This is a genomic window from Variovorax sp. P1_H12_2, from assembly GCF_056405335.1.
Map to the genome: position 1 here is coordinate 1 of NZ_JBFUCI010000013.1, position 19,727 is coordinate 19,727.

Genomic DNA, 19,727 nt, shown 5'->3' on the forward strand with positions numbered 1-19,727 from the left:
CTTCATCTGCAGCCCCGGCTGCTTCTTCAGGTCGCGCGTATCGGCGACGAACAGGTCGAGCTGGCGCCGGTGCAGCCGATCGCACAGTGAATTGGGATCGGCCACCTCGATGCGCACCACGAGCTGCGGATAGCGCTGCGTCATCAGCGACAGGGCCGGCCGGCCCAGCATGCCGGCGGCGAAGGGGCCGAGCCCCACCTGCAGGCTGCCGGTCGACWGGCCCTGCAGCAGCAGGACGTCGCGCCGCACCTGCGCGGCATCGGCCATGAGCTCCCTGGCGCGTGCCAGCACCAGCTCGCCCGCGGCGGTGAAGCGCACCTGGCCGTAGGCACKGTCGACCAACCGCGCCTGCAGGTCTTCCTCGAGCTTGTCGATGCTGCGCGACAGCGCCGGCTGCGACAGGTGCACCGCCTCGGCGGCGCGGCCGAAGCTGCCCTGCTCGGCGAGCGCGATCAGGTGCTGAAGCTGGCGCAGCTGCATTTTGYGCTCCAGTACAAATTGAAAGCCCTATTTTGCATTGGCTATCAGATTCTCCATTGCCCAGAATAGGCGCCATTCAAGCAATGAAGGAGACGCGATGAAGACGGCAATCAAGTGGCGGCTGGCCGGCCTCCTGCTGGCGGGCCTCGGCTGGCAGGCGCAGGCCCAGTCGCCGGACTATCCGCGCAAGGCCGTGACGATGGTCGTGCCCTATGCGGCCGGCGGCGGCACGGACGTGGTCGCGCGCTCGCTGGCCGAGCAGATGACGCGGCAGCTCGGCCAGCCGGTGATCATCGACAACAAGCCCGGCGCCGGCGGCATCCTCGGCACCACGGCGGTGGCCAAGGCGGCGCCGGACGGCTACACGGTGCTGGTCGGGCTCACGCAGTCGCTCCTGACCAACCAGTTCCTCTACGAGAAGCTGCCCTACGACCCGCACAAGGAACTGGCCCTGGTGACGCAGATCGCCACCGCGCCGCTGATGCTGCTGGTGCCGGCGGCGTCGCGGATCCAGAACGTCGCCGACCTGCAGCGCGAGATGCGCGGCTCGGCCGCCGGCGGCAACTGCGGCTCGTGGGGTGCGGGCTCGTACCCGCACCTGGCCTGCGCGCACATGGCGCAGTCCTGGAAGGCCGGCATCACGCACATCGCCTACAAGGGCGAGGCGCCGATGCTGCAGGACCTGGTCGGCGGCCAGCTCAGCTTCACCTTCGCGAGCATCGTCTCGGCCAAGCCCTACCTCGACGGCGGCAAGCTGCGCGCGCTCGCGATCACCGGCGAGCAGCGCATGCTCCAGATGCCGAACCTGCCGACCTTCGCCGAGGCGGGCTTCGCCGATGCCGAGTACCGGATGTCGGGCTGGCTCGCGCTGGCCGTGCCGCAGGGCACGCCGAAGCCGGTGGTCGCGCGGCTGCAGCAGGCCGCGCAGCAGGCGCTGGCCTCGCCCGAGCTGGTCAAGCGCTTCGAGATGCTGGGCATGGCGCCGATGGGCAGCACGCCGGAGCAGTTCCACCAGAGCTACGACGCCGCCTGGCCGGTGTGGGAGCGGCTTGTCAAAGTCTCGGGCGCCAGATTGGACTGACCCTCAGGTTGGCTCACTTCGTGTAGCCGCCCACCCCCTTCCAGGGGGCAATACCAGCGGCCCGGCAAAGCCGGTTCCGCGGTATTCCCCGCATTGCGGAGCCCTTCACTTGGACCTTGAGACAACGATGCAGACGACCAACGCTTTCCTCGACGACGTCGAGCTCGAAGACCCCACCACCCGCGGCTTCGTCGCGACCTGGCCGAACGCCGAGATCCGCGACGCCGCCGGGCGCGTCGTCTGGACCCTGGCCGGCTACGAGTTCCTCGAAGCCGAAGAACCGGCGCCGACGGTACACCCCGGTCTCTGGCAGCAGGCCCGCCGCAACATGACGCACGGCCTGTTCGAAGTGTGCGAGCGCATCTACCAGGTGCGCGGCTTCGACCTCGCCAACATGACGATCGTCGAGGGCGAGCGCGGCGTCATCCTCATCGACCCGCTGACCTGCGCCGAGACCGCGGCGGCGGCGCTCAGGCTGTACCGCGAGCAGCGCGGCGACCGGCCCGTCACGGCCGTGATCTACAGCCACAGCCATGTCGACCATTTCGGAGGCGTGCGCGGCGTCATCGACGAGCAGGAGGCGATTCGCCTGGGCGTGCCGATCATCGCGCCGGCCGGCTTCCTCTGGCACACCGTGGCCGAGAACATGATCGCCGGCAATGCGATGTCGCGGCGCTCGCAGTTCCAGTTCGGCCACACGCTGCAGCGTGGCGTCTGCGGCCAGGTCGACTGCGGCCTCGGCAAGAGCCTGCCGCACGGCACCGTGACCCTGATCCCGCCCACCCGCACGATCGAGAAGGAGCGCGAACGCCACGTGGTCGACGGCGTCGAGATCGTCTTCGCGCTGGCCCCCGAGAGCGAGGCGCCATCGGAGATGTTCTTCTTCTTTCCGCAGCTGCGGGCGCTGAACCTCGCCGAGCTGGGCCAGCACACCATGCACAACCTGTGTCCGCTGCGCGGCGCCCAGGTGCGCGATGCGCGCCTGTGGTCGCGCTACCTCGACGAGGCGCTGCACGAGTTCGCGCCGCATTCGGACGTGGTCTTCGCGCAGCACAACTGGCCCACCTGGGGCAACGACACGCTGACGCGCTTCATCGCCCAGCAACGCGACCTCTACAAATACGTGCACGACCAGACCGTGCGGCTCATGAACAAGGGGCAGACCGCGATCGAGATCGCGGAAGCGCTGCGGCTGCCGCCCGAGCTGGTCGACGTCGAGCATGCGCAGGGCTACTACGGCACGCTGGTGCACAACGTCAAGGCCGTGGTGCAGCACTACCTGGGCTGGTACGACGGCAACCCGTCGCGGCTGCATGCGCTGCCGCCGGTCGAGGCCGGCACGCGCTACGTGGCCTACATGGGCGGTGCTGCCGCGCTGCTCGAACGCGCGCAGGCCGACTTCCAGCGCGGCGAGCACCGCTGGGTCGCCGAGGTCACGAGCCATCTGGTGTTCGCCGAGCCCGGCAACCAGGCCGCGCGCGCGCTCTGTGCGGCGTCGCTCGAGGCGCTGGGCTTCGCCAGCGAATCGGCGACCTGGCGCAACGCCTACCTGCTGGCGGCGCGCGAGCTGCGCCTGGGCGTGCCGGCGGCGAAGCGCCGCAGCCTGAGCTACGACCTGCTGAAGGCGGTGCCGATGGAGATGTTCCTCGACTGCCTGGCGATCCGGCTGGTCGCCGAACGCGCGAGCGGCCACCACCTGGGCCTCGCCTGGCACATCGTCGACGCCGGCGAGTCCTGGATGCTGACGCTGGCCAACGCCGCCCTGACCTACCGGCGCTGCGAGCCCGGCGCCGCCGCCGACGCCTCCATCGCGGTGAGCCGCGACCGGCTCGCCGGCCTGCTCGCCGATGAGTCCGGCATCGCGGCCGCGATCGCGAGCGGCATCGAGGCCGGCCAGATCGCGGTGGAGGGCGAGGCGTCGCGGGTCTACGCGCTGCTCGGCATGCTCGACGAGTTCGAACCGATGTTCAACGTCGTCGAACCCTGAGACCGCGGGCGGCAGGCCGCTACTTGGCCAGCTCGCTCAGGTTCACCGGCTTGATCTTGCCGCCTTCGACGGTGGCGACCAGCGGGTCGACGATGGTGCCGCCGACGGCATCGACGCCCTTGAACTCGCCGGCGTTGGTTTCCTTCGCCATCTTGGTGAGCGCCTCGCCGATCTTGGCGCGGATCGCGGCCGCATCGGTGGTGGTGCCGGCGAGCTTCATGGCGCTGGCCAGCGCGTGCGTCAGCGTGTAGTTGTAGGAAGACTCGGTGGTCGGGTCCTTGTCGGCGCCATAGGCCTTGCGGTAGGCCGCGGCGAATGTCTTCGGGCCGACCCGTTCGTCATACGAGACCGGCAATACGCCGATCGAACCCTCGAGCGGCGCCAGGCCACCGGTGACCTTCGCCATCTCGTCCAGCTTGGCCTGGTCCATGATCAGGAAGCCGCCCTTGAAGCCCAGTTCGCGCGCCTGCTTGACCACCAGCGCGGTCGGCTCCGACGGGCCGCCGACGAACAGCACGTCGGGCTTCTCGGCCAGCACGCGGCTCACGCCGCTGTAGAAGTCGGCCGAGCGGTTGTAGGACATCGGGTTGTTGGAGGCGATCGTGCCGCCGGCCTTTTCCCAGGCCGGGCCGAAGAGCTGGGTCCAGTTCTTGGCGTACTCGTGGTCGCCCGGCAGCATGCCGACCTTCTTGCCGAACTTCTTCATCTCGTAGCTCGTGAAGGGCTCGATGTAGGAGTTGAAGGTCGGCGGGATGCGGATCGTGAGCTTGTTGCCGGTCTCGGTGATCTTCGGCGTGCTCGAGTACGCCATCACGATGAACTTCTCCTGCTCGTTGAAGGCCTGCATCGCGTAGATGCCGCCCGAGTGCGGCACGAACACCGCCGGGCTCTGGTACTGCTGCACCAGGCGCCGGGCGTTGATCGCGGCCTCGGCCGGCGCGTACTTGTCGTCCAGCGCCACCAGCTCGAGCTTGACCTTCTTGCCGGCGACCTCGAGGCCCGCGGCGTTGATCTCCTTGATGGCCATCTCCATGCCGTTGACCACGTTCTTGCCGTACAGCGCGGCGCCGCCGCTCAAGGGGCCGGTGAAGCCGATCTTGACGGTGTCCTGCGCGAATGCGGCGCCGGCGCCGAAGGCAGCCGCGAGCGCGGCGACGAGGGGCAAGGCGTTTCTTTTCATACGGGTGTCTCCAGGTGGTTGAACGATGCAATGAAGGGATGGGTTCTGATCGGTTGAGGACAGAGCAAGGTCTCAGGCTCCGATATAAGCGGCGCGCACCGCCTCGTTGTGCAGCAGCGAGTCGCGGTCGCCTTCGAGCGCGATGTGGCCGCGCTCGATCACGTAGGCGCGGTGCGCGATGGCCAGCGCCGAGTACGCGTTCTGCTCGGCCAGCAGCACCGTGGTGCCGGCCTGGTTGATGCGCTGGATGACCTCGAACACCTGCTTGACGATCAGCGGCGCGAGGCCCAGCGAGGGCTCGTCGAGCAGCAGCAGCTTCGGCCGGCCGAGCAAGGCGCGGCCGATCGCCACCATCTGCTGCTGGCCGCCCGAGAGCGAGCCGGCCGGATGGTCCTGCTTCTGCGCGAGGACCGGGAAGAGCTCGAACACCTCGTCGAGCGAGCGCTGGATGCCGGCCGTGTCGCGCCGGTGCACGTAGGCGCCGAGCACGAGGTTCTTCTTCACCGACATCATCGGGAACAGCTTGCGGCCCTCGGGACAATGCACCAGCCCCGAGGCGACGATCTGCGCCGGCCGCTGGCCGACCAGCTCGCGCTCGCCGAAGCGGATGCTGCCGGCGCTCGGCTTGTGGATGCCGCTGGCGGCCATGAAGATCGAGGTCTTGCCGGCGCCGTTGGCGCCCAGCAGCACCACCAGCTCGCCCGGTGCCGCGTGCAGCGTCACGCCGGAGAGCGCGCGGAAGCTGCCGTAGTGCAGGTCGACGCCGTCAAACCGCAACATGGTCGGCTCCCAGGTAGGCTTCGATCACCTGCGGGTCGCGCCGGATCTGCTCCGGCGTGCCTTCGGCGATCTTGGCGCCGTTGTTGAGCACGACGATCTTGTCGGCCAGTCGCATGATCATGTCCATCTTGTGCTCGATCAGGCAGACCGTCTTGCCGTGGTCCACCAGCTTGCGGATCAGGACCGCGAGGCCCACGGTCTCCTCGGGGTTCACGCCGCCGGCCGGCTCGTCGAGCAGCAGCAACTCCGGGTCGGTGGCCAGCGCCAGCGCGAAGGCGACGCGCTTGCGCTCCTCCTGCGTGATGTCGGCCGCGATGCGGTGGGCGACATGCGACAGGCCGACGAAATCGAGCGCCTCCTGCGCCCTGTCGCGGCACAGGCGCTCTTCCTGCTGCAGCCGGCGCGTGTTGGCGAGCACGTCCCACAGGCCCGACTTCGTGCGCAGGCGGTGGCCGACGATCAGGTTGTCGAGCACGGTGGCGTGGTCGAACAGGTGGGTGGTCTGGAAGGTGCGCGCGATGCCCAGCCGCGCCACGTGATCGGGCCGCATGCCGGTCACGTCCTGGCCGTTGAAGCGGATGCGCCCCGAGCTCGGCTTGTGCGTGCCCGCCACCAGGTTGAAGAAGGTGGTCTTGCCGGCGCCGTTGGGTCCGATGATGGCGCTCACCTGGCCCCGTTCGAAGCGGGTCGACACGTTGTCGACCGCGGTGAGCCCGAAGAACTGCTTGGTCAGCGATTCGATTTCAAGCATGGGTCTGCGCCTCCTGGGCGACCGCGCCCGTGCGGTCCGCCTGGGCCGCCTTCGCCGCATCCGCGCGCTGGGCCCGGCGCTTGAGCCAGGTGCCGACGATGCCGTCCGGCAGGAAGATGATCAGGGCGATCAGCACCGGGCCGAACACCACCATGCGGTAGTCCTGCAGGAACTGAAGGCTCTGCGTGAGCCAGGTGACCAGGAAGGTGCCGAGCAGCGGCCCGAGCAGCGTGCCGATGCCGCCGACCAGCACGAACATGACGAGGTCGAAGGTCACGGCTTCGCTCGCCAGGTCGGGGCCGAGGAAGCGCACCTGGCCCGCGTACAGCGCGCCGGCGAAGCCGGCATAGACCACCGACAGCACGAAGGACAGCGTCTTGGTGCGCATCAGGTCGATGCCCAGCGCCTCGGCCAGGTCGTCGCTGTTGCGCACCGCCATGAAGCTGCGGCCCAGCAGCGAGCGCACGATGCGCGCCATGATCCAGAGCCCGAGCGCCAGGAAGGCCAGCACCAGGTAGTACTGCGACAGCGGCGTGCCGAACTGCAGCGGCCCGATGCCGGTCGGCGCCGGGATGCCCATGATGCCGACCGGCCCGTGGGTCAGGCTCTCCCACTTCTCGATCAGCAGGAACATGATGTAGCTCACGCACAGCGTGAAGATCGAGAAGTAATGGCCCTTGAGCCGCAGCGACAGCAGGCCGATGAAGAAGCCCAGCACCGCGGTCACCAGGCCGGCCGCCATGAAGGCGATCCAGAACGGCACCTGGTGGTCGACCGTCAGGATGCCCACCGTGTAGGCGCCGACCGCCATGAAGGCGCCGTGCGCCAGATTGAACTGCCCGGTGTAGCCGGTGATGAGGTTCAGCCCCAGCGCGGCGATTGCCATGATGAAGGCCTGCGTCGCCACCGAGATCAGGTAGTTGTTCTGCGCGAACAGCGGGAACACGAGCGCCGCCGCGGCCAGCAGGGCCCAGCCGGTCTTTCCTTGGAGCCAGTTCATCAGCGCGCTCCTTTCGCGGTGAACAGGCCCTGCGGGCGGAACGACAGGATCACCACCAGCAGCACGAAGGCGATGATGTCCTTGTAGTCGGTCGAGAAGTAGAAGCCGCCGAAGCTCTCGGCCATGCCGATGATCAACCCGCCGACGATGGCCCCCGGGAAGCTGCCCATGCCGCCCAGGATGATGATCACGAAGGCCTTGGTGATCACCAGGTTGCCCATCGCCGGGTACACCAGGTTGATCGGCGCATAGAGCACCGCGGCGACCGCGGCCAGCGCACCCGAGATCGCGAACACCAGCAGCGTCACGCGCGTGGCGTCGATGCCGACGAGCGCGGCGCCGTCGCGGTTCTGCGCCATCGCGATGATGGTCGAGCCGATCACCGTGTGGTTCAGGAACAGGTGCAGCAGCACCATGAGGCCGAAGGCGCCGGCGATGATCAGCAGCCGCTGCAGGGGCGCCGTGAGGCCGAAGACCTCGACGACCTGCCCGTAGGGCGTGGGCATGCGGTGGAAGTCGGCCCCGAACAGGGCCTGCGCACCGGCCTCGAGGAACAGCAGCACGCCGATGGCCGCGATCATGTCGTGCAGTTCCGGCGCGTTGCGCAGCGGGTGGAACACCAGCCGCTGCGTCAGCATCGAGATCGCCGCCACGATGGCCGCCGCGCCGGCCATCGCCAGCCAGTAGTTGAGGCCCAGCTTGGCCATCAGGTAGTAGCCTGCGAAGGCGCCCGACATGTAGAACGCGCCATGGGCGAAGTTCGGCACGTGCAGGATGCCGTAGACCAGCGTCAGGCCCAGCGCCACCAGGCTGTAGACGCCCCCGACGGTGAGGCCGTTCAGGAGTTGCTGAAAGAACATTTCCACATGATTCCTCGGTGTGACCCAGGCGATGCAGCCGCGRCGGCATCGAACGCGCCGGGCCATTGTGGAAGGGAGTCCGATGACGCCGACTAAGGTTTCTCCGGGGTCCGCGTCGCCTTGGAGACTCGCGCTCCTACCCGGCGGTAGGGTGCAGAATGCGGCGCCAGGAGGCTTCCATGACACGCACCATTGCCGACAAACGCACCGACTTTCGCGCCCTCCACGCCAAGGGCTTCTTCGTGCTGCCCAATCCCTGGGACGTGGGCAGCGCGCGCTATCTCGAAGGCCTGGGATTCAAGGCGCTGGCGACCACCAGTTCGGGTTGTGCCTGGTCGCAGGGCCGGCCCGACGGCGCCCTCTCGCGCGACGCGGTGCTGGCCCATCTGCGGGACATCGTGGCGGCGACCGACCTGCCCGTGAACGCCGACTTCGAGAGCGGTTTCGGCGCCGATCCGCAAGGCGTTGCAGAGAGCGTCCGGATGGCGGCGGCCACCGGCGTGGCGGGGCTGTCGATCGAGGACTCGACCGGCGACCCCGCCCATCCGCTGCATGACATCGACGTCGCGGTCGCGCGCATGCGCGCCGCGCGCGCGGCCATCGACGAGGCCGGCGGCGATGTCCTGCTGGTGGGGCGGGCGGAGAACTTCTTCGCCGGACGCCCCGACCTGGACGACGCCATCGCCCGCCTGAAGGCCTATGCGGAAGCCGGCGCCGATTGCCTCTACGCGCCGGGCATTCGCACGCGCGAACAGATCGCCGCCGTGGTGGCCGCGGTGGCGCCGAAGCCGGTCAACCTGCTGGTCGGAGCGGCCAGCGACTTCACGCTGCAGGACATCGAGGCGCTCGGCGTGCGCAGGGTCAGCGTCGGCGGCGCCATGGCGCGCTCGGCCTGGGGCGGGTTCATTCGGGCCGCGCGCGGCATCGCCGAGCAGGGGCGCTTCGACGGCTTCGCCGACGCCGCATCCGGCAACGAACTCAACGCGTTCTTCAAGACCGCGGACCGGCAGCCTTGAGGCGAAGGGCCTGCCGCGCCCTTCAGCATTCAGGCGGGATGCCGATAAGGTTCTCATGAACACCTACCCGACCTCCAGCCAGGCGACCGGCGTCGCCCGCACGCTGAGCAAGCGCTTTCCCGGCACCATCGTGGTCTACCAGACCTCCGAGCGGGAGTTCGTGACGGCCCGTTCCAACGACCGGGTCAGCGGCCTGGTCCAGGGCCTCTACCGCGACGGCTACCTGCTGCCGCCGCCCCATCGGCCGGAATCGCTCAGGCGCTGATTTCCACCCGATTGCGGTGTGCCTTGCGCGATCCAAGAGACGCGGCTGAAACTCGAAAGGGGCGTTCGGGGTTCGGCGCGCGTGCCGAGGCCACCGACGGACGCGCCACTGGAGTCGTTCGCGCTTTCTGATTCACCGCCCCTTGACACCCGATACGGGTGAAAGGTGGTCAAATGACGACGCTCCCGCGGAGGCGAATTCGATATGGATGCCTTGTCCGAGGTCTTGAAGATCCTGCAGTTCAACAGCGCGATCTTCTTCAACGCCAGATTCACCGCACCCTGGTGTTTTGCTTCGCCGGAAGCGGACGCGGTGGCCAAGCAGATCAATGCGGGATCCGAGCGCCTGCTGTTCTACCATTTCTTCGTGGACGGTTCGTGCACCGTGAAGCTCGACGGCATGCCGCCGCTGGACCTGCAAGCCGGCGACATCATCCTGTTTCCGCATGGCGATGCCCACACGATGGCCTCGTCAGGGCGGGCCGGGCCCGGGCCGCTGCTCGACGTGCGTGCGCTGTTGCGCGAGCGGCCCGACGAACTGCAGCTGGGCGGCGGCGGCGAGCCGACCCGCTTCATCTGCGGCTATCTGTCATGCGATCCGATCCTTTGCCGACCGGTCCTGGCGGCGCTGCCCAGGGTGTTGACGGTCAGGCTCAGGAACGACGAAAAGACCGACTGGGTGGAGCGTTCCTTTGTCTACGCGGTGGCGGAGGCCGCTTCCACGCAACCCGGTGGCGAAGGCGTGCTGGCCAAATTGTCCGAGGTGCTGGTGGTCGAGACATTGCGCCGATACATTTCCCAGATGCCCGAGGGCCAGACCGGTTGGCTCGCGGGCTTGCGCGATCGCACCGTCGGCAAGTGCCTCGCCCTCATGCACGAGAAGCCGGCGAGTCAGTGGACGCTCGAGAGCCTTGCACGCGAGGCCGGAACATCACGGTCGGTTCTCGCCGAGAAATTCACTCACTTCGTCGGACAACCCCCCATCCAATATCTCGGCAAGTGGCGCATGGCGCTCGCGTCGAACCTGCTGCGACGCAGCGCCTTGAGCATGATGCACATCGCGCTGGAAGTCGGCTATGAAACCGATACCGCCTTCAGCCGCGCCTTCAGGCGCGAATTCGGCATGTCCCCGGCATCCTGGCGCCGCGAGCACAACCTCAAGGGTCCGTCTGAACTCAACGACCGAAAGCGATCCATGCGATCAGCGCACCGAAGCTGAGGAACTGAACGAAGAACAACGTGAAGCGCACCGACACCACCCGATCCGTCTGGGCCAAGCAGACGTGGACCAGCGACTGGGGGATCCGCGCCGCCAGGATGACCACGCACAGCGCATCCACCGCGGGATCGGCGATGCCGAAGGCGCGCAACGCAAAGACCAGTACCGCGAACACCGGCAGGTTCTCGACGCAGTTCGCATGCGCGCGCATGGCGCGCACGTACCAGTCCTGCCCCTCGACATGATCGGCCCGGAAATCGCCCATTCCCGCCCGACCGCGGAAGACCCGGCTCAACCGGTAGGCGCCCACGGTCGTGAGCAGGAGGATCAGGGTCCAGGCGGCGAAGCCCATCAGCATCAATTCCGGCAGCATCTCGGTCTCCTGTTGTGGACCCTGATGGGCATGGCGACGCCCTACTGGGGAAGCGCCGCGGACGATGGCGTGGGCATCGCGTAGAGCAGCGGCCCGAGCGCATCCGTCACCCTGGCAACCTGCCGGTCATCGAGAACGCTGAAGAGCACCTTCTGGAAGCGCGGCGCCGTCACGCCCGACACGATGTACTGCCAGCGATACGCCTTCAGGATCCCCTCGCCGATGGCGGTTCGTTGCGCATCGGCGTAGTGCTTGCCCGCCATCGACTCGAAGTAGGTCGCATCGGCGCGCGCCTGAGCCTGGAGAATGCCGTCGACCGCCACGACCAGGTCGATCAGGTCGCCGACGGCCGCGTCGCGTTCGGCGGCGTTCAGGCGCGCGTCCTCGCGAAGGAACTCGAGTTCGTCCAGCACGGCGTGCTGCGACTCCTCTTTCCAGTGGGCCAGGAAGACGTCTTTCCACAGTTCGCACAGGTCGTCCCGCGGTTCGATGCTGGCGCGATAGTGAGCCAGCGTGAAGAGCTCGATGTCCAGAGTCAGCGCAAGGACCGACCAGCTGCTCTTGCTCAGCACGGCTGTCGCGACGGCATTGGGATCGGCCGTTGCCACGTATCCCGCCGGCATGTCGGCGGCCATCATCGTTTCCATGCGCCGGAACAACTCCTGGTGCTTCAGTTCCTCGTCGGCCATGCGGACCAGGGCCTCGAGGGCCATTTGGTCGCCGAGCGCGTGCTGCCGGCTGATCTCGAGCACCTTGGCGCCGATGAAGCGCTCCACCAGGCCGAAGATGTAGGCGTAGCTTCGACCCTGCACCTGGCTCAGCAGACGCTGGGCATCGGGCGTCATGAAATCCAGCTCGTTCACCAGCGACAGGCCGGCCGGCAGGAACGTCTTCTCGAAATCGAATCGCCGGCCACGGATGACGTCGTTGTCGATGTCCCAGCGGATGCGTTTGGAATTCGCGATGACCTTCGAGTACTGGTTCGCGGAGGTGACGGTTTCCATGATGGCCTCTTTCAAAGTCGTTGAAGGAGCCTCCATGATCGAAGCGCGACGTGAAGCAAGTCGGGCCACGCGTCCGCAAATCTTGCCCGTTGATCCGGGCGCGCCGGTGCCAAGTCCGCGCCGGACCCATCGCACACCGTCGGCGTGAGCCCGCCCCGATGCCCCACAGTCCCGCGGTGATTCAGCCCTACTCCAGCCGCGGCTCCGCCCGCTCCTCGCCGACCGGCGAGGCGGCCTCCGCGATCGCCAGCAGCGCGGTCGCGGTGCGCTCGGCCGCACCTCGGTTCGCGTTGGCGAAGGCCAGCGCGGCTTGCGCCATCGCCTCGCGGCGCTCGGGGTTCTCGGTCARCTTGAGCGCCGCCGTCACCGCGTGTTCCATGTCGGCAACGCGCTGCGAGGCGCCGGCCGCGAGCGAGAGTTCGGCGGCTTCGGCGAAATTGAAGGTGGACGGTCCCATGATCACCGGGCAGCCGCAGGCGGCGGCCTCGATCAGGTTCTGCCCGCCCAGCGGCTCGAAGCTGCCGCCCAGCAGCGCGACATCGGCCAGGCCGTAGTAGAGCGCCATCTCGCCCAGCGAATCGCCGAGCCAGATCTCGGCTTCGGTCGGCGCCCCCGCGGCACTGCGGCGCGCGACCGCGAAGCCGTGCGATTCGACCAGCGCCGCGACCTCGTCGAAGCGCTGCGGATGCCGCGGCACGATCATCCACTGCACATCGTGCACGCGCCGCGCGATCGACTGGATCGCCTCCTGTTCGGGCGGCACCGGCGCCAGGGCGCCGAAGCGCTTGAGCACCTCGAGCAATTGCCGCTCCTCGCCGTCGCGCGAGCTCGCGAAGACCACGATCGGCCGCGGCAGCTGCGTGCGCAGCTTGGCCGCCGCGTTGAGCTGCCGCAGATCCGGCGTGGCATCGAACTTGAGGTTGCCGAACACGCCCGAGACCTTGGCACCCAGCGACACCAGGCGATGCGAATCGGCTTCGGTCTGGGCCCACACGGCCGCCAGCGCCGAGTAGGCGGGCCGCGCCAGCCAGGCGAGCCGCTCGGCCCCGGCCAGCGACTTCTCGTTCAGGCGCGCGTTGGCCAGCACCAGCGGAATGCCGCGCTCGGTACAGGCGGCGGTCATCTCGGGCCAGACCTCGGTTTCCATCAGCACGCCGATGCGCGGGCGAAAGCGATCGAGGAAGCGCGCCACCGCACCCGGCGCGTCCCACGGCTGCCAGACCTGCAGGTCGCCGGGCTCCAGCAGCTTGGCGCCCTCCTCGCGGCCGGTCGCCGTGCCGTTGGTGAGCAGGATCGGAATGCCCGGGTATTGCCGGCGCAGCTCGGTGATCAGGATGCCGGCGGCGCGCGCCTCGCCGAGCGAGACCGCATGGATCCAGCACCAGCCGGTGCCGACCGCCGCCTCGTCGTAGTGGCCGAAGCGCTCCTCGACCGCATGGGCATAGCCCGGTTCGGCCACGGCGCGGCGGCGCAGCTTGCGCCGTACCAGCGGCTGGGCCAGGGTGGTGAAGGCGCCGTAGAGGCGCAAGAGCAGGGAACGCACGTTGTCCGTATCGATGTCAGTTCGTCATCAGGTGATCGCATGACCCACGACGCATGAAACCGGCGCAGCCAAAGGCCAGGAACACCGCGGAACCGGCTTTGCCGGGCCGCTGGTGTTGCCCCCTTGAGGGGGCGGCGCCGCAAGGCGCTTCGGGGGTGAGCGTCATCTCAGTGCGCGGCCGCCGCGAGTTTCGCATCGGGCTTGGCGCTGCGCAGCAGCGCCAGCATCTCGCCCTCGATGCGATGCAGCGCGGCCTCGGTCTGGCCTTCGAAGCGCAGCACCAGCACCGGCGTGGTGTTCGATGCGCGAACCAGGCCGAAGCCGTCGGGCCAGTCGACCCGCACGCCGTCGATGGTCGAGACCCGCGCCGGCGGCGCGAACTTCGCGCTCTCGACCAGTTGGGCGACCACGGCGTGGGGCTCGCCCTCGGCGCAGGCGACGTTGAGTTCGGGCGTCGAGAAGCTGGTCGGCAAGGCATTGAGCACATCGCTCGCATTCGGGCTCTTGCTGAGGATCTCGAGCAGGCGGCAGCCGGCATAGGTGCCGTCGTCGAAGCCGAACCAGCGCTCCTTGAAGAAGATGTGGCCGCTCATCTCGCCGCCCAGCGGCGAGTCGATCTCCTTCATCTTGGCCTTGATCAGCGAATGCCCGGTCTTGTAGATCAGCGGCTTGCCGCCCGCGGCCTCGATCGCCGGGCCCAGGCGCTGCGAGCACTTGACGTCGTACACGATGGTGCCGCCCGGCACCCGCGACAGCACGTCCTGCGCGAACAGCATCATCTGGCGGTCGGGATAGATGTTGCTGCCGTCCTTCGTGACGATGCCCAGGCGGTCGCCGTCGCCGTCGAAGGCCAGGCCCAGTTCGGCATCGCCCGACTGCAGCGCGGCGATCAGGTCCTTCAGGTTCTCGGGCTTGCTCGGATCGGGATGGTGGTTGGGGAATTCGCCGTCGACCTCGCTGAACAGCTCGGTCACTTCGCAGCCGATGGCGCGCAGGATGGCGGGGGCCGAGGCGCCCGCGATGCCGTTGCCGGAATCGACCACGATCTTCAGCGGCCGCGCCAGCTTGATGTCGCCGACGATGCGCTGCGTGTAGGCCTCGGTCACATCGACCTTGCGCACGCTGCCGCCGGGCGCGAGTTTCGCGCTGCCGGCTTCCATGACCCGGCGCAGGTCCTGGATCTCGTCGCCGTAGATCGCGCGGCCGGCCAGCACCATCTTGAAGCCGTTGTAGTCTTTCGGGTTGTGGCTGCCGGTGACCTGGATGCCGCTGCGGCACAGCGTGTGCGCCGCGAAATACAGCATCGGCGTGGTGACCGCGCCGACGTCGATCACCTCGATGCCGGTGGCAACCAGGCCTTCGATCAGCGCCTCGACCAGTGCCGGCCCCGACAGCCGGCCGTCGCGGCCGACGGCCACCGCCTTCTCGCCCGCCGCGCGCGCGGCGCTGCCGAAGGCCCTGCCGAGCGCTTCGGCGACTTTCGCGTCGAGCGTGGCGGGCACCACGCCGCGAATGTCGTAGGCCTTGAAGATCGATGCGCTGAGCTGCATGAAAGCTATCCCCTGAAAGTTCCAAAAACGTAGAACATTGTAGGCATGCCCTCAGGGAGCCAGATGTCCGGAAATGGCTACTCTTGCACAGGTGCGGCCGTATCATCGTTGCATGCCAGCCGCCCCCGCCTTCACCGCCGGACTCGAAAGCGACGCCTGCTACCTGGCCCTGAAGGCCCACGACGCACGCTTCGACGGCTCCTTCTTCACCGGCGTGACCTCCACCGGCATCTACTGCCGTCCGGTCTGCCGCGTCAAGCTGCCGCGGCGCGAGAACTGCTGCTTTTTCCGCCACGCGGCGCAGGCCGAGGCCGCGGGCTTCCGGCCCTGCCTGCGCTGCCGGCCCGAACTGGCGCCGCGGGCCGCGAGCTGGTCGACCGAGGATGCCTCGCGCATCCTGGCGCTGCAGGCCGCGCGCCTGATCGACGAGCCCGATGCCTGGAGCGATGACGGGCCCGGCGCGGCCCGTATCGCCGAGCGGCTCGGCGTCAGCGACCGCCACCTGCGCCGCATCTTCGAAAGCCAGTTCGGCGTCTCGCCGCTGCAGTACCTGCAGACGCGCCGCCTGCTGGCCGCCAAGCAGCTGATCGCCGACACCCGGCTGCCGATGACGCAGGTCGCGCTGGCCAGCGGCTTTGCGAGTGTGCGCCGCTTCAACGCCGCCTTCCTCACGCACTACGGCCTGAATCCGAGCGCCCTGCGCCGCGCCGGCGCCGCGAGCGGCGGCCGCGAGGGCGAATCGGTCGACGTGCGGCTGGGCTTTCGTCCGCCCTACGACAGCCAGGCGATGCTGGGATTCTTCGCTCGCCGGGCGCTGCGCGGCGTCGAGCTGTCGACCGACCCGGGCGGCAGGCCGCAGCTCGCGCGCACACTGCGCGTGACGCAGGGCGGCCGCAGCCTCGCGGGTTGGCTGCAGCTGCGCTTCGACCCCGCGCGCGAGCAGCTCCTGCTGCGCGTGGGCGATTCGCTCGCCGCGGTGCTGCCGACCGTGATCAGCCGCGTGCGCGCAATGCTCGACCTGGACGCCGAGCCGATGGCGATCAACAGCGCGCTGCATGCCAGCTTCCCCGACGGCGACGGGCTGYGCGTGCCGGGCACGGTCGACGGCTTCGAGCTCGCGGTGCGCGYCGTGCTGGGCCAGCAGATCACGGTGGCCGCGGCACGCACGCTGGGCTCGCGGCTGGTCGAGGCCTTCGGCGAGCCGATCGCGACGCCGATCGATGGGCTGGACCGCCTGTTCCCGACGCCCGCGGCCATCGCCGGCGCCAGCAGCGATGCACTGGGCCGGCTCGGCATCGTGCGCCAGCGGCAGGCCGCGCTGCTGGCCGTGGCGCACGAGGTGCTCGGAGGCCGGCTCACGCTGCACGCCGGCGCCGACGTCCCCGCCACCCTCGCGGCGCTGCAGGCGCTGCCCGGCATCGGCGACTGGACCGCCCAGTACATCGCGATGCGCGCGCTGCGCTGGCCCGACGCCTTCCCGGCCGGCGACGTGGCGCTGCAGAAAGCGCTCGGCGTCGGTTCGGCGCGCGCCGCGGCCGAGGCCTCGCTGGCCTGGCGCCCCTGGCGCGGCTATGCCGTGCTGCGCGCCTGGCAGCGTCCCGCTCCCTCCCCGACGGTCGACGCGACCGCCGATTCCCGAACCCGCACCGGCGCCATCGCCTGAATGCCATGAAGTTCAAGACCGCGACGCTCTACAGCACCCACATCGACAGCCCGCTCGGCGGCATCACGCTGGCCGCCACCGACCAGGGCCTGGCCGGCGCCTGGTTCGACCGCCAGCGCCACTGGCCCGACATGAGCGGCTGGCAGACCGACCCTGCGCACCCGGTGCTGCGCGAAGCCGCGGCACAGCTGGGCGACTACTTCGCCGGCCGGCGCGAACACTTCGACCTGCCGCTGGACCTGTCCCACGGCACCGCGTTCCAGCAGTCGGTGTGGCAGGCGCTGCTCGCCATCCCGGCCGGCCAGACCACCAGCTACGGCGCCTTGAGCGCCGGCGTCGGCAATCCGGCCGCGGTGCGCGCGGTGGGCGCGGCGGTCGGGCGCAACCCGATCAGCGTGATCGTGCCCTGTCACCGCGTGCTCGGCGCCGACGGCTCCCTGACCGGCTATGCCGGCGGGCTCGATCGCAAGGCGGCGCTGCTGGAACTGGAAGGCGCGCTGTGAGCGAAGGCGAATGCAGCGCAGCCGCGCCCGAGCGATCCACGACGGCCTCGCCTGCCCCTTCCGCCAGCCGGGCCTGGCTGTTCGACCTGGTGCTGCTCGGCGCGCTGTGGGGCTCTTCGTTCCTCTTCATGCGCATCGGCGCGGCCGAGTTCGGCGCCCTCCCGACCGCCGCGGTGCGGGTCGCGATCGCGATGCTGTTCCTGCTGCCGCTGCTGTTCCTGCGCGGCCAGTGGTCCGCCTTCAGGCAGCACTGGAAGCCCGCGCTGGGCATCGGCATCCTGAATTCCGGCCTGCCCTTCGCTTTCTTCTCGTTCGCCCTGCTGACCATCAACAGCGGCCTCGCGGCGGTCCTCAACGCCACGGTGCCGATGTTCGGCGCCCTGGTCGCCTGGGCCTGGTTCAAGGACCGGCCCGACCGCTCGCGCATCCTCGGCCTGGTGATCGGCTTCGCCGGCGTGGCAATGCTGGCCGGGCGCAGCGCCGGCTTCCATTCGGGCGCGGACGAGAGCGCCGCGCTCTGGGCCATCGGGGCCTGCCTGGCGGCCTGCATCTGCTATGCCTTCTCGGCCAACCTGACGCGCAAGCACCTGGCCGGCGTGCCGGCGATGGCGACCGCGACCGGCAGCCAGATCGGCGCCACCCTGGCGCTGGCGCTGCCCGCCGCCTGGCTGTGGCCCGCCCAGATGCCCAGCCTGAAGGCCTGGCTGGCGCTGGTGGCGGTGGGCACCGCCTGCACCGGCCTGGCCTACATCCTGTTCTTCCGGCTGATCGAGCGGGCCGGACCGGCGCGCGCGCTCACCGTGACCTTCCTGGTGCCGGTGTTCGCGCTGTTCTACGGCGCGGTGTTCCTGGGCGAGCAGATCACGCAGTGGATGCTGATCTGCGCGGTGGTGATCGTCTGCGGCGTCGCGCTATCGACAGGACTGGTCAAGCTGGGCCGCCGCGGCACCGCTGCCGGCTGAGCCGCCACCCGGACTGCCCTGCATCGAGGACGCCACGACATTGATGGACAGCGCGAGCACCAGCATGTTGAAGGCGAAGGACAGCACGCCGTGCACCAGCGTGATGCGCCGCATCTCGCGCGAGGTGACCTGCACGTCGGACACCTGCGAGGTCATGCCGACCACGAAGGAGTGATAGAGGAAGTCGAAGTAGTCCGGCTCCAGCTTGCCCGGGAACTTGAGCCCCGGTCCCTGCGGCCTGGGCTCCATTTCCGCCTGGTAGAAGCGGTGCGCGTAATGAAAGGCATAGATCGTGTGGATCATGAGCCACGAGCCCGTGAGCGCCACGAGGCCGAGCGCGACGTGGCCGATGCGCTGCGCGCCGCACAACTGCGGCACCCGCTGCAGCAACATCGCGATCACCACCATGCTGACGCCGATCACGCTCACCATGATGGCCAGGATCAGCGCATTCGGCTGGTCCTGGGACTGGGCGCGCGAACGGGTGCGCTCGGCATTGCAGGTCTCGGCCAGCCACCAGGCAGGCAACAGGTAGACAGCGGCCCCGCTGCACCAGCCAAGCAGTCCGCGCGCCACGCCGTCGAGCGGCCCGGGCAGCAGCCCGAGGCCAAAGGCAACGCCCAGGCCGACCACGGCGCCGAACAGCAGCCGCAGCCAGCCGGGCGTCTGGAGGAATCGGGACCGCATGGGGCGACTTTAGCCGGTCGCCGCGCAACTGATCCGATCGATTCGCGTCACACTGCGCCTGTTCTTTTCATCACCGATCGCCGACAGTCGATGGTTAAAAAAATTTCGCCACGCATGAAACCTCTCCGCCTCCTGCAGACCCTGCTGCTCGCCGCCTGGAGCCTGGCAGCACCGGCCGCCCCGGCGCCGATGCACGTCCCCGACACCATCGAGCAGCGCGCCGCCGCCTGCATCGCCTGCCACGGGCGCGAGGGCGCCAGCATCGACGGCGGCTACTTCCCTCGCCTGTCGGGCAAGCCCGAGGGCTATCTGTTCAATCAGCTGCAGAGCTTCCGGGACGGCCGCCGCTTCAACTCCGACATGTCGCACATGGTGCAGCACCTGTCGGACGCCTACCTGAGCGAACTCGCGGCCTATTTCGCCGGCCTCGAGCTGCCGTATCCGCCGGTTCGCGCCACCACCGATGCCACGCCCGAGATGCTGGCGCGCGGCAAGACGCTGGTGTTCCAGGGCGATGCGGCGCGCGGCATTCCGGCCTGCGCCCAATGCCACGGCCAGGCGCTCACGGGCGTTCAGCCGGGCATTCCGGGGCTGGTCGGCCTGCCGCGCCTCTATCTGTCCTCCCAGCTCGGTGCCTGGCTCACCAACGATCGCCACGCGCGGGCGCCCGACTGCATGGCCGAGGTGGGCAAGAAACTCACCACCGCCGACATCAACGCCGTGACCAGCTGGCTGGCGCTGCAGCCCGTGCCCGCGGACACCCGTCCCTTGGCCGCGCTGCCCGGCCCGCTGCCCACGCCCTGCAGCGCAATGAACCGCTGATC

At 69.0% G+C, this 19,727-nt stretch carries 20 protein-coding genes; 9 read left to right on the plus strand and 11 right to left on the minus strand.

The features are described from left to right. A partial coding sequence (locus AC1D2K_RS02855) for a LysR family transcriptional regulator (protein WP_478086164.1) occupies window positions 1–480 on the minus strand: 480 nt, incomplete at its 3' end. Between the two features lie 97 nt (window positions 481–577). On the opposite strand from AC1D2K_RS02855, the gene AC1D2K_RS02860 reads away from it, so the two are divergent. Next, on the plus strand, window positions 578–1,561 hold the full coding sequence (locus AC1D2K_RS02860; RefSeq protein ID WP_478086165.1) for a Bug family tripartite tricarboxylate transporter substrate binding protein: 984 nt from the start codon (window positions 578–580) through the stop codon (window positions 1,559–1,561). A gap of 127 nt (window positions 1,562–1,688) precedes the next feature. After that, a complete protein-coding gene (locus AC1D2K_RS02865; protein WP_478086166.1) occupies window positions 1,689–3,548 on the plus strand; it encodes an alkyl/aryl-sulfatase in 1,860 nt (619 codons plus the stop codon). Window positions 3,549–3,567: 19 nt separating this feature from the next. Here AC1D2K_RS02865 and AC1D2K_RS02870 read toward each other — a convergent pair whose 3' ends face one another. From AC1D2K_RS02870 to AC1D2K_RS02890, 5 genes are all read right to left on the minus strand, one after another. Continuing rightward, entirely contained in the window at window positions 3,568–4,728 is a 1,161-nt protein-coding gene (locus AC1D2K_RS02870) for an ABC transporter substrate-binding protein (protein WP_478086168.1), read from the minus strand. 72 nt (window positions 4,729–4,800) lie between these two features. Continuing rightward, window positions 4,801–5,508, minus strand: a complete 708-nt coding sequence (locus tag AC1D2K_RS02875) for an ABC transporter ATP-binding protein (RefSeq protein WP_478086169.1) — start codon at window positions 5,506–5,508, stop codon at window positions 4,801–4,803. Next, window positions 5,495–6,259, minus strand: coding sequence for an ABC transporter ATP-binding protein (locus tag AC1D2K_RS02880; protein WP_478086170.1), 765 nt, complete (start codon window positions 6,257–6,259; stop codon window positions 5,495–5,497). Before AC1D2K_RS02880 ends, AC1D2K_RS02875 begins: the two co-directional genes overlap by 14 nt. Then, window positions 6,252–7,259 (minus strand): branched-chain amino acid ABC transporter permease, encoded by a 1,008-nt coding sequence (locus AC1D2K_RS02885; RefSeq protein WP_478086171.1) that lies wholly within the window; start codon window positions 7,257–7,259, stop codon window positions 6,252–6,254. Before AC1D2K_RS02885 ends, AC1D2K_RS02880 begins: the two co-directional genes overlap by 8 nt. Further along, window positions 7,259–8,125, minus strand: a complete 867-nt coding sequence (locus AC1D2K_RS02890) for a branched-chain amino acid ABC transporter permease (protein ID WP_478086173.1) — start codon at window positions 8,123–8,125, stop codon at window positions 7,259–7,261. The genes AC1D2K_RS02885 and AC1D2K_RS02890 overlap by 1 nt, the downstream gene beginning before the upstream one ends. 173 nt (window positions 8,126–8,298) lie before the next feature. Between AC1D2K_RS02890 and AC1D2K_RS02895 the strand changes: the two genes are divergently transcribed. From AC1D2K_RS02895 to AC1D2K_RS02905, 3 genes are all read left to right on the plus strand, one after another. Beyond that, the gene (locus AC1D2K_RS02895) at window positions 8,299–9,135 is read left to right on the plus strand and encodes an isocitrate lyase/PEP mutase family protein (RefSeq protein ID WP_478086174.1); all 837 of its coding nucleotides are present in this window, start codon (window positions 8,299–8,301) and stop codon (window positions 9,133–9,135) included. A gap of 55 nt (window positions 9,136–9,190) precedes the next feature. Next, the gene (locus AC1D2K_RS02900) at window positions 9,191–9,400 is read left to right on the plus strand and encodes a hypothetical protein (RefSeq protein WP_478086175.1); all 210 of its coding nucleotides are present in this window, start codon (window positions 9,191–9,193) and stop codon (window positions 9,398–9,400) included. Between the two features lie 204 nt (window positions 9,401–9,604). Further along, window positions 9,605–10,618 carry an AraC family transcriptional regulator gene (locus AC1D2K_RS02905; protein WP_478086177.1) on the plus strand — a complete coding sequence of 338 codons (1,014 nt, stop codon included), beginning with the start codon at window positions 9,605–9,607 and terminating at the stop codon, window positions 10,616–10,618. Here AC1D2K_RS02905 and AC1D2K_RS02910 read toward each other — a convergent pair. The 4 genes from AC1D2K_RS02910 to AC1D2K_RS02925 form a co-directional block, all read right to left on the minus strand. Further along, window positions 10,575–10,991 carry an MAPEG family protein gene (locus AC1D2K_RS02910; protein ID WP_478086178.1) on the minus strand — a complete coding sequence of 139 codons (417 nt, stop codon included), beginning with the start codon at window positions 10,989–10,991 and terminating at the stop codon, window positions 10,575–10,577. The two genes, AC1D2K_RS02905 and AC1D2K_RS02910, sit on opposite strands and share 44 nt — an antisense overlap. A gap of 41 nt (window positions 10,992–11,032) precedes the next feature. Continuing rightward, complete coding sequence (locus tag AC1D2K_RS02915; protein WP_478086180.1) at window positions 11,033–11,995, minus strand: hypothetical protein; 963 nt, start codon at window positions 11,993–11,995, stop codon at window positions 11,033–11,035. Window positions 11,996–12,182: 187 nt separating this feature from the next. Continuing rightward, complete coding sequence (locus tag AC1D2K_RS02920; protein ID WP_478086182.1) at window positions 12,183–13,538, minus strand: 3-deoxy-D-manno-octulosonic acid transferase; 1,356 nt, start codon at window positions 13,536–13,538, stop codon at window positions 12,183–12,185. A gap of 167 nt (window positions 13,539–13,705) precedes the next feature. Then, window positions 13,706–15,088 (minus strand): phosphomannomutase/phosphoglucomutase, encoded by a 1,383-nt coding sequence (locus tag AC1D2K_RS02925; RefSeq protein ID WP_478086184.1) that lies wholly within the window; start codon window positions 15,086–15,088, stop codon window positions 13,706–13,708. Between the two features lie 112 nt (window positions 15,089–15,200). Here AC1D2K_RS02925 and AC1D2K_RS02930 point away from each other — a divergent pair, with 112 nt between their 5' ends. The 3 genes from AC1D2K_RS02930 to AC1D2K_RS02940 are packed head-to-tail and all read left to right on the plus strand — an operon-like array spanning window position 15,201 to window position 18,216. Then, the gene (locus AC1D2K_RS02930; protein ID WP_478086185.1) at window positions 15,201–16,751 is read left to right on the plus strand and encodes a DNA-3-methyladenine glycosylase 2 family protein; all 1,551 of its coding nucleotides are present in this window, start codon (window positions 15,201–15,203) and stop codon (window positions 16,749–16,751) included. 5 nt (window positions 16,752–16,756) lie between these two features. Next, window positions 16,757–17,254: a methylated-DNA--[protein]-cysteine S-methyltransferase gene (locus AC1D2K_RS02935; RefSeq protein WP_478086187.1), complete on the plus strand. Its 498-nt coding sequence runs from the start codon at window positions 16,757–16,759 to the stop codon at window positions 17,252–17,254. Continuing rightward, on the plus strand, window positions 17,251–18,216 hold the full coding sequence (locus AC1D2K_RS02940) for a DMT family transporter (protein WP_478086189.1): 966 nt from the start codon (window positions 17,251–17,253) through the stop codon (window positions 18,214–18,216). The genes AC1D2K_RS02935 and AC1D2K_RS02940 overlap by 4 nt, the downstream gene beginning before the upstream one ends. Here the strand turns inward: AC1D2K_RS02940 and AC1D2K_RS02945 are convergent. Beyond that, window positions 18,166–18,903 (minus strand): DUF1345 domain-containing protein, encoded by a 738-nt coding sequence (locus tag AC1D2K_RS02945; protein ID WP_478086191.1) that lies wholly within the window; start codon window positions 18,901–18,903, stop codon window positions 18,166–18,168. The two genes, AC1D2K_RS02940 and AC1D2K_RS02945, sit on opposite strands and share 51 nt — an antisense overlap. A 114-nt stretch (window positions 18,904–19,017) precedes the next feature. Here AC1D2K_RS02945 and AC1D2K_RS02950 point away from each other — a divergent pair, with 114 nt between their 5' ends. Next, window positions 19,018–19,725: a c-type cytochrome gene (locus AC1D2K_RS02950; RefSeq protein WP_478086192.1), complete on the plus strand. Its 708-nt coding sequence runs from the start codon at window positions 19,018–19,020 to the stop codon at window positions 19,723–19,725. The last annotated feature ends 2 nt before the right edge of the window (window positions 19,726–19,727 follow it).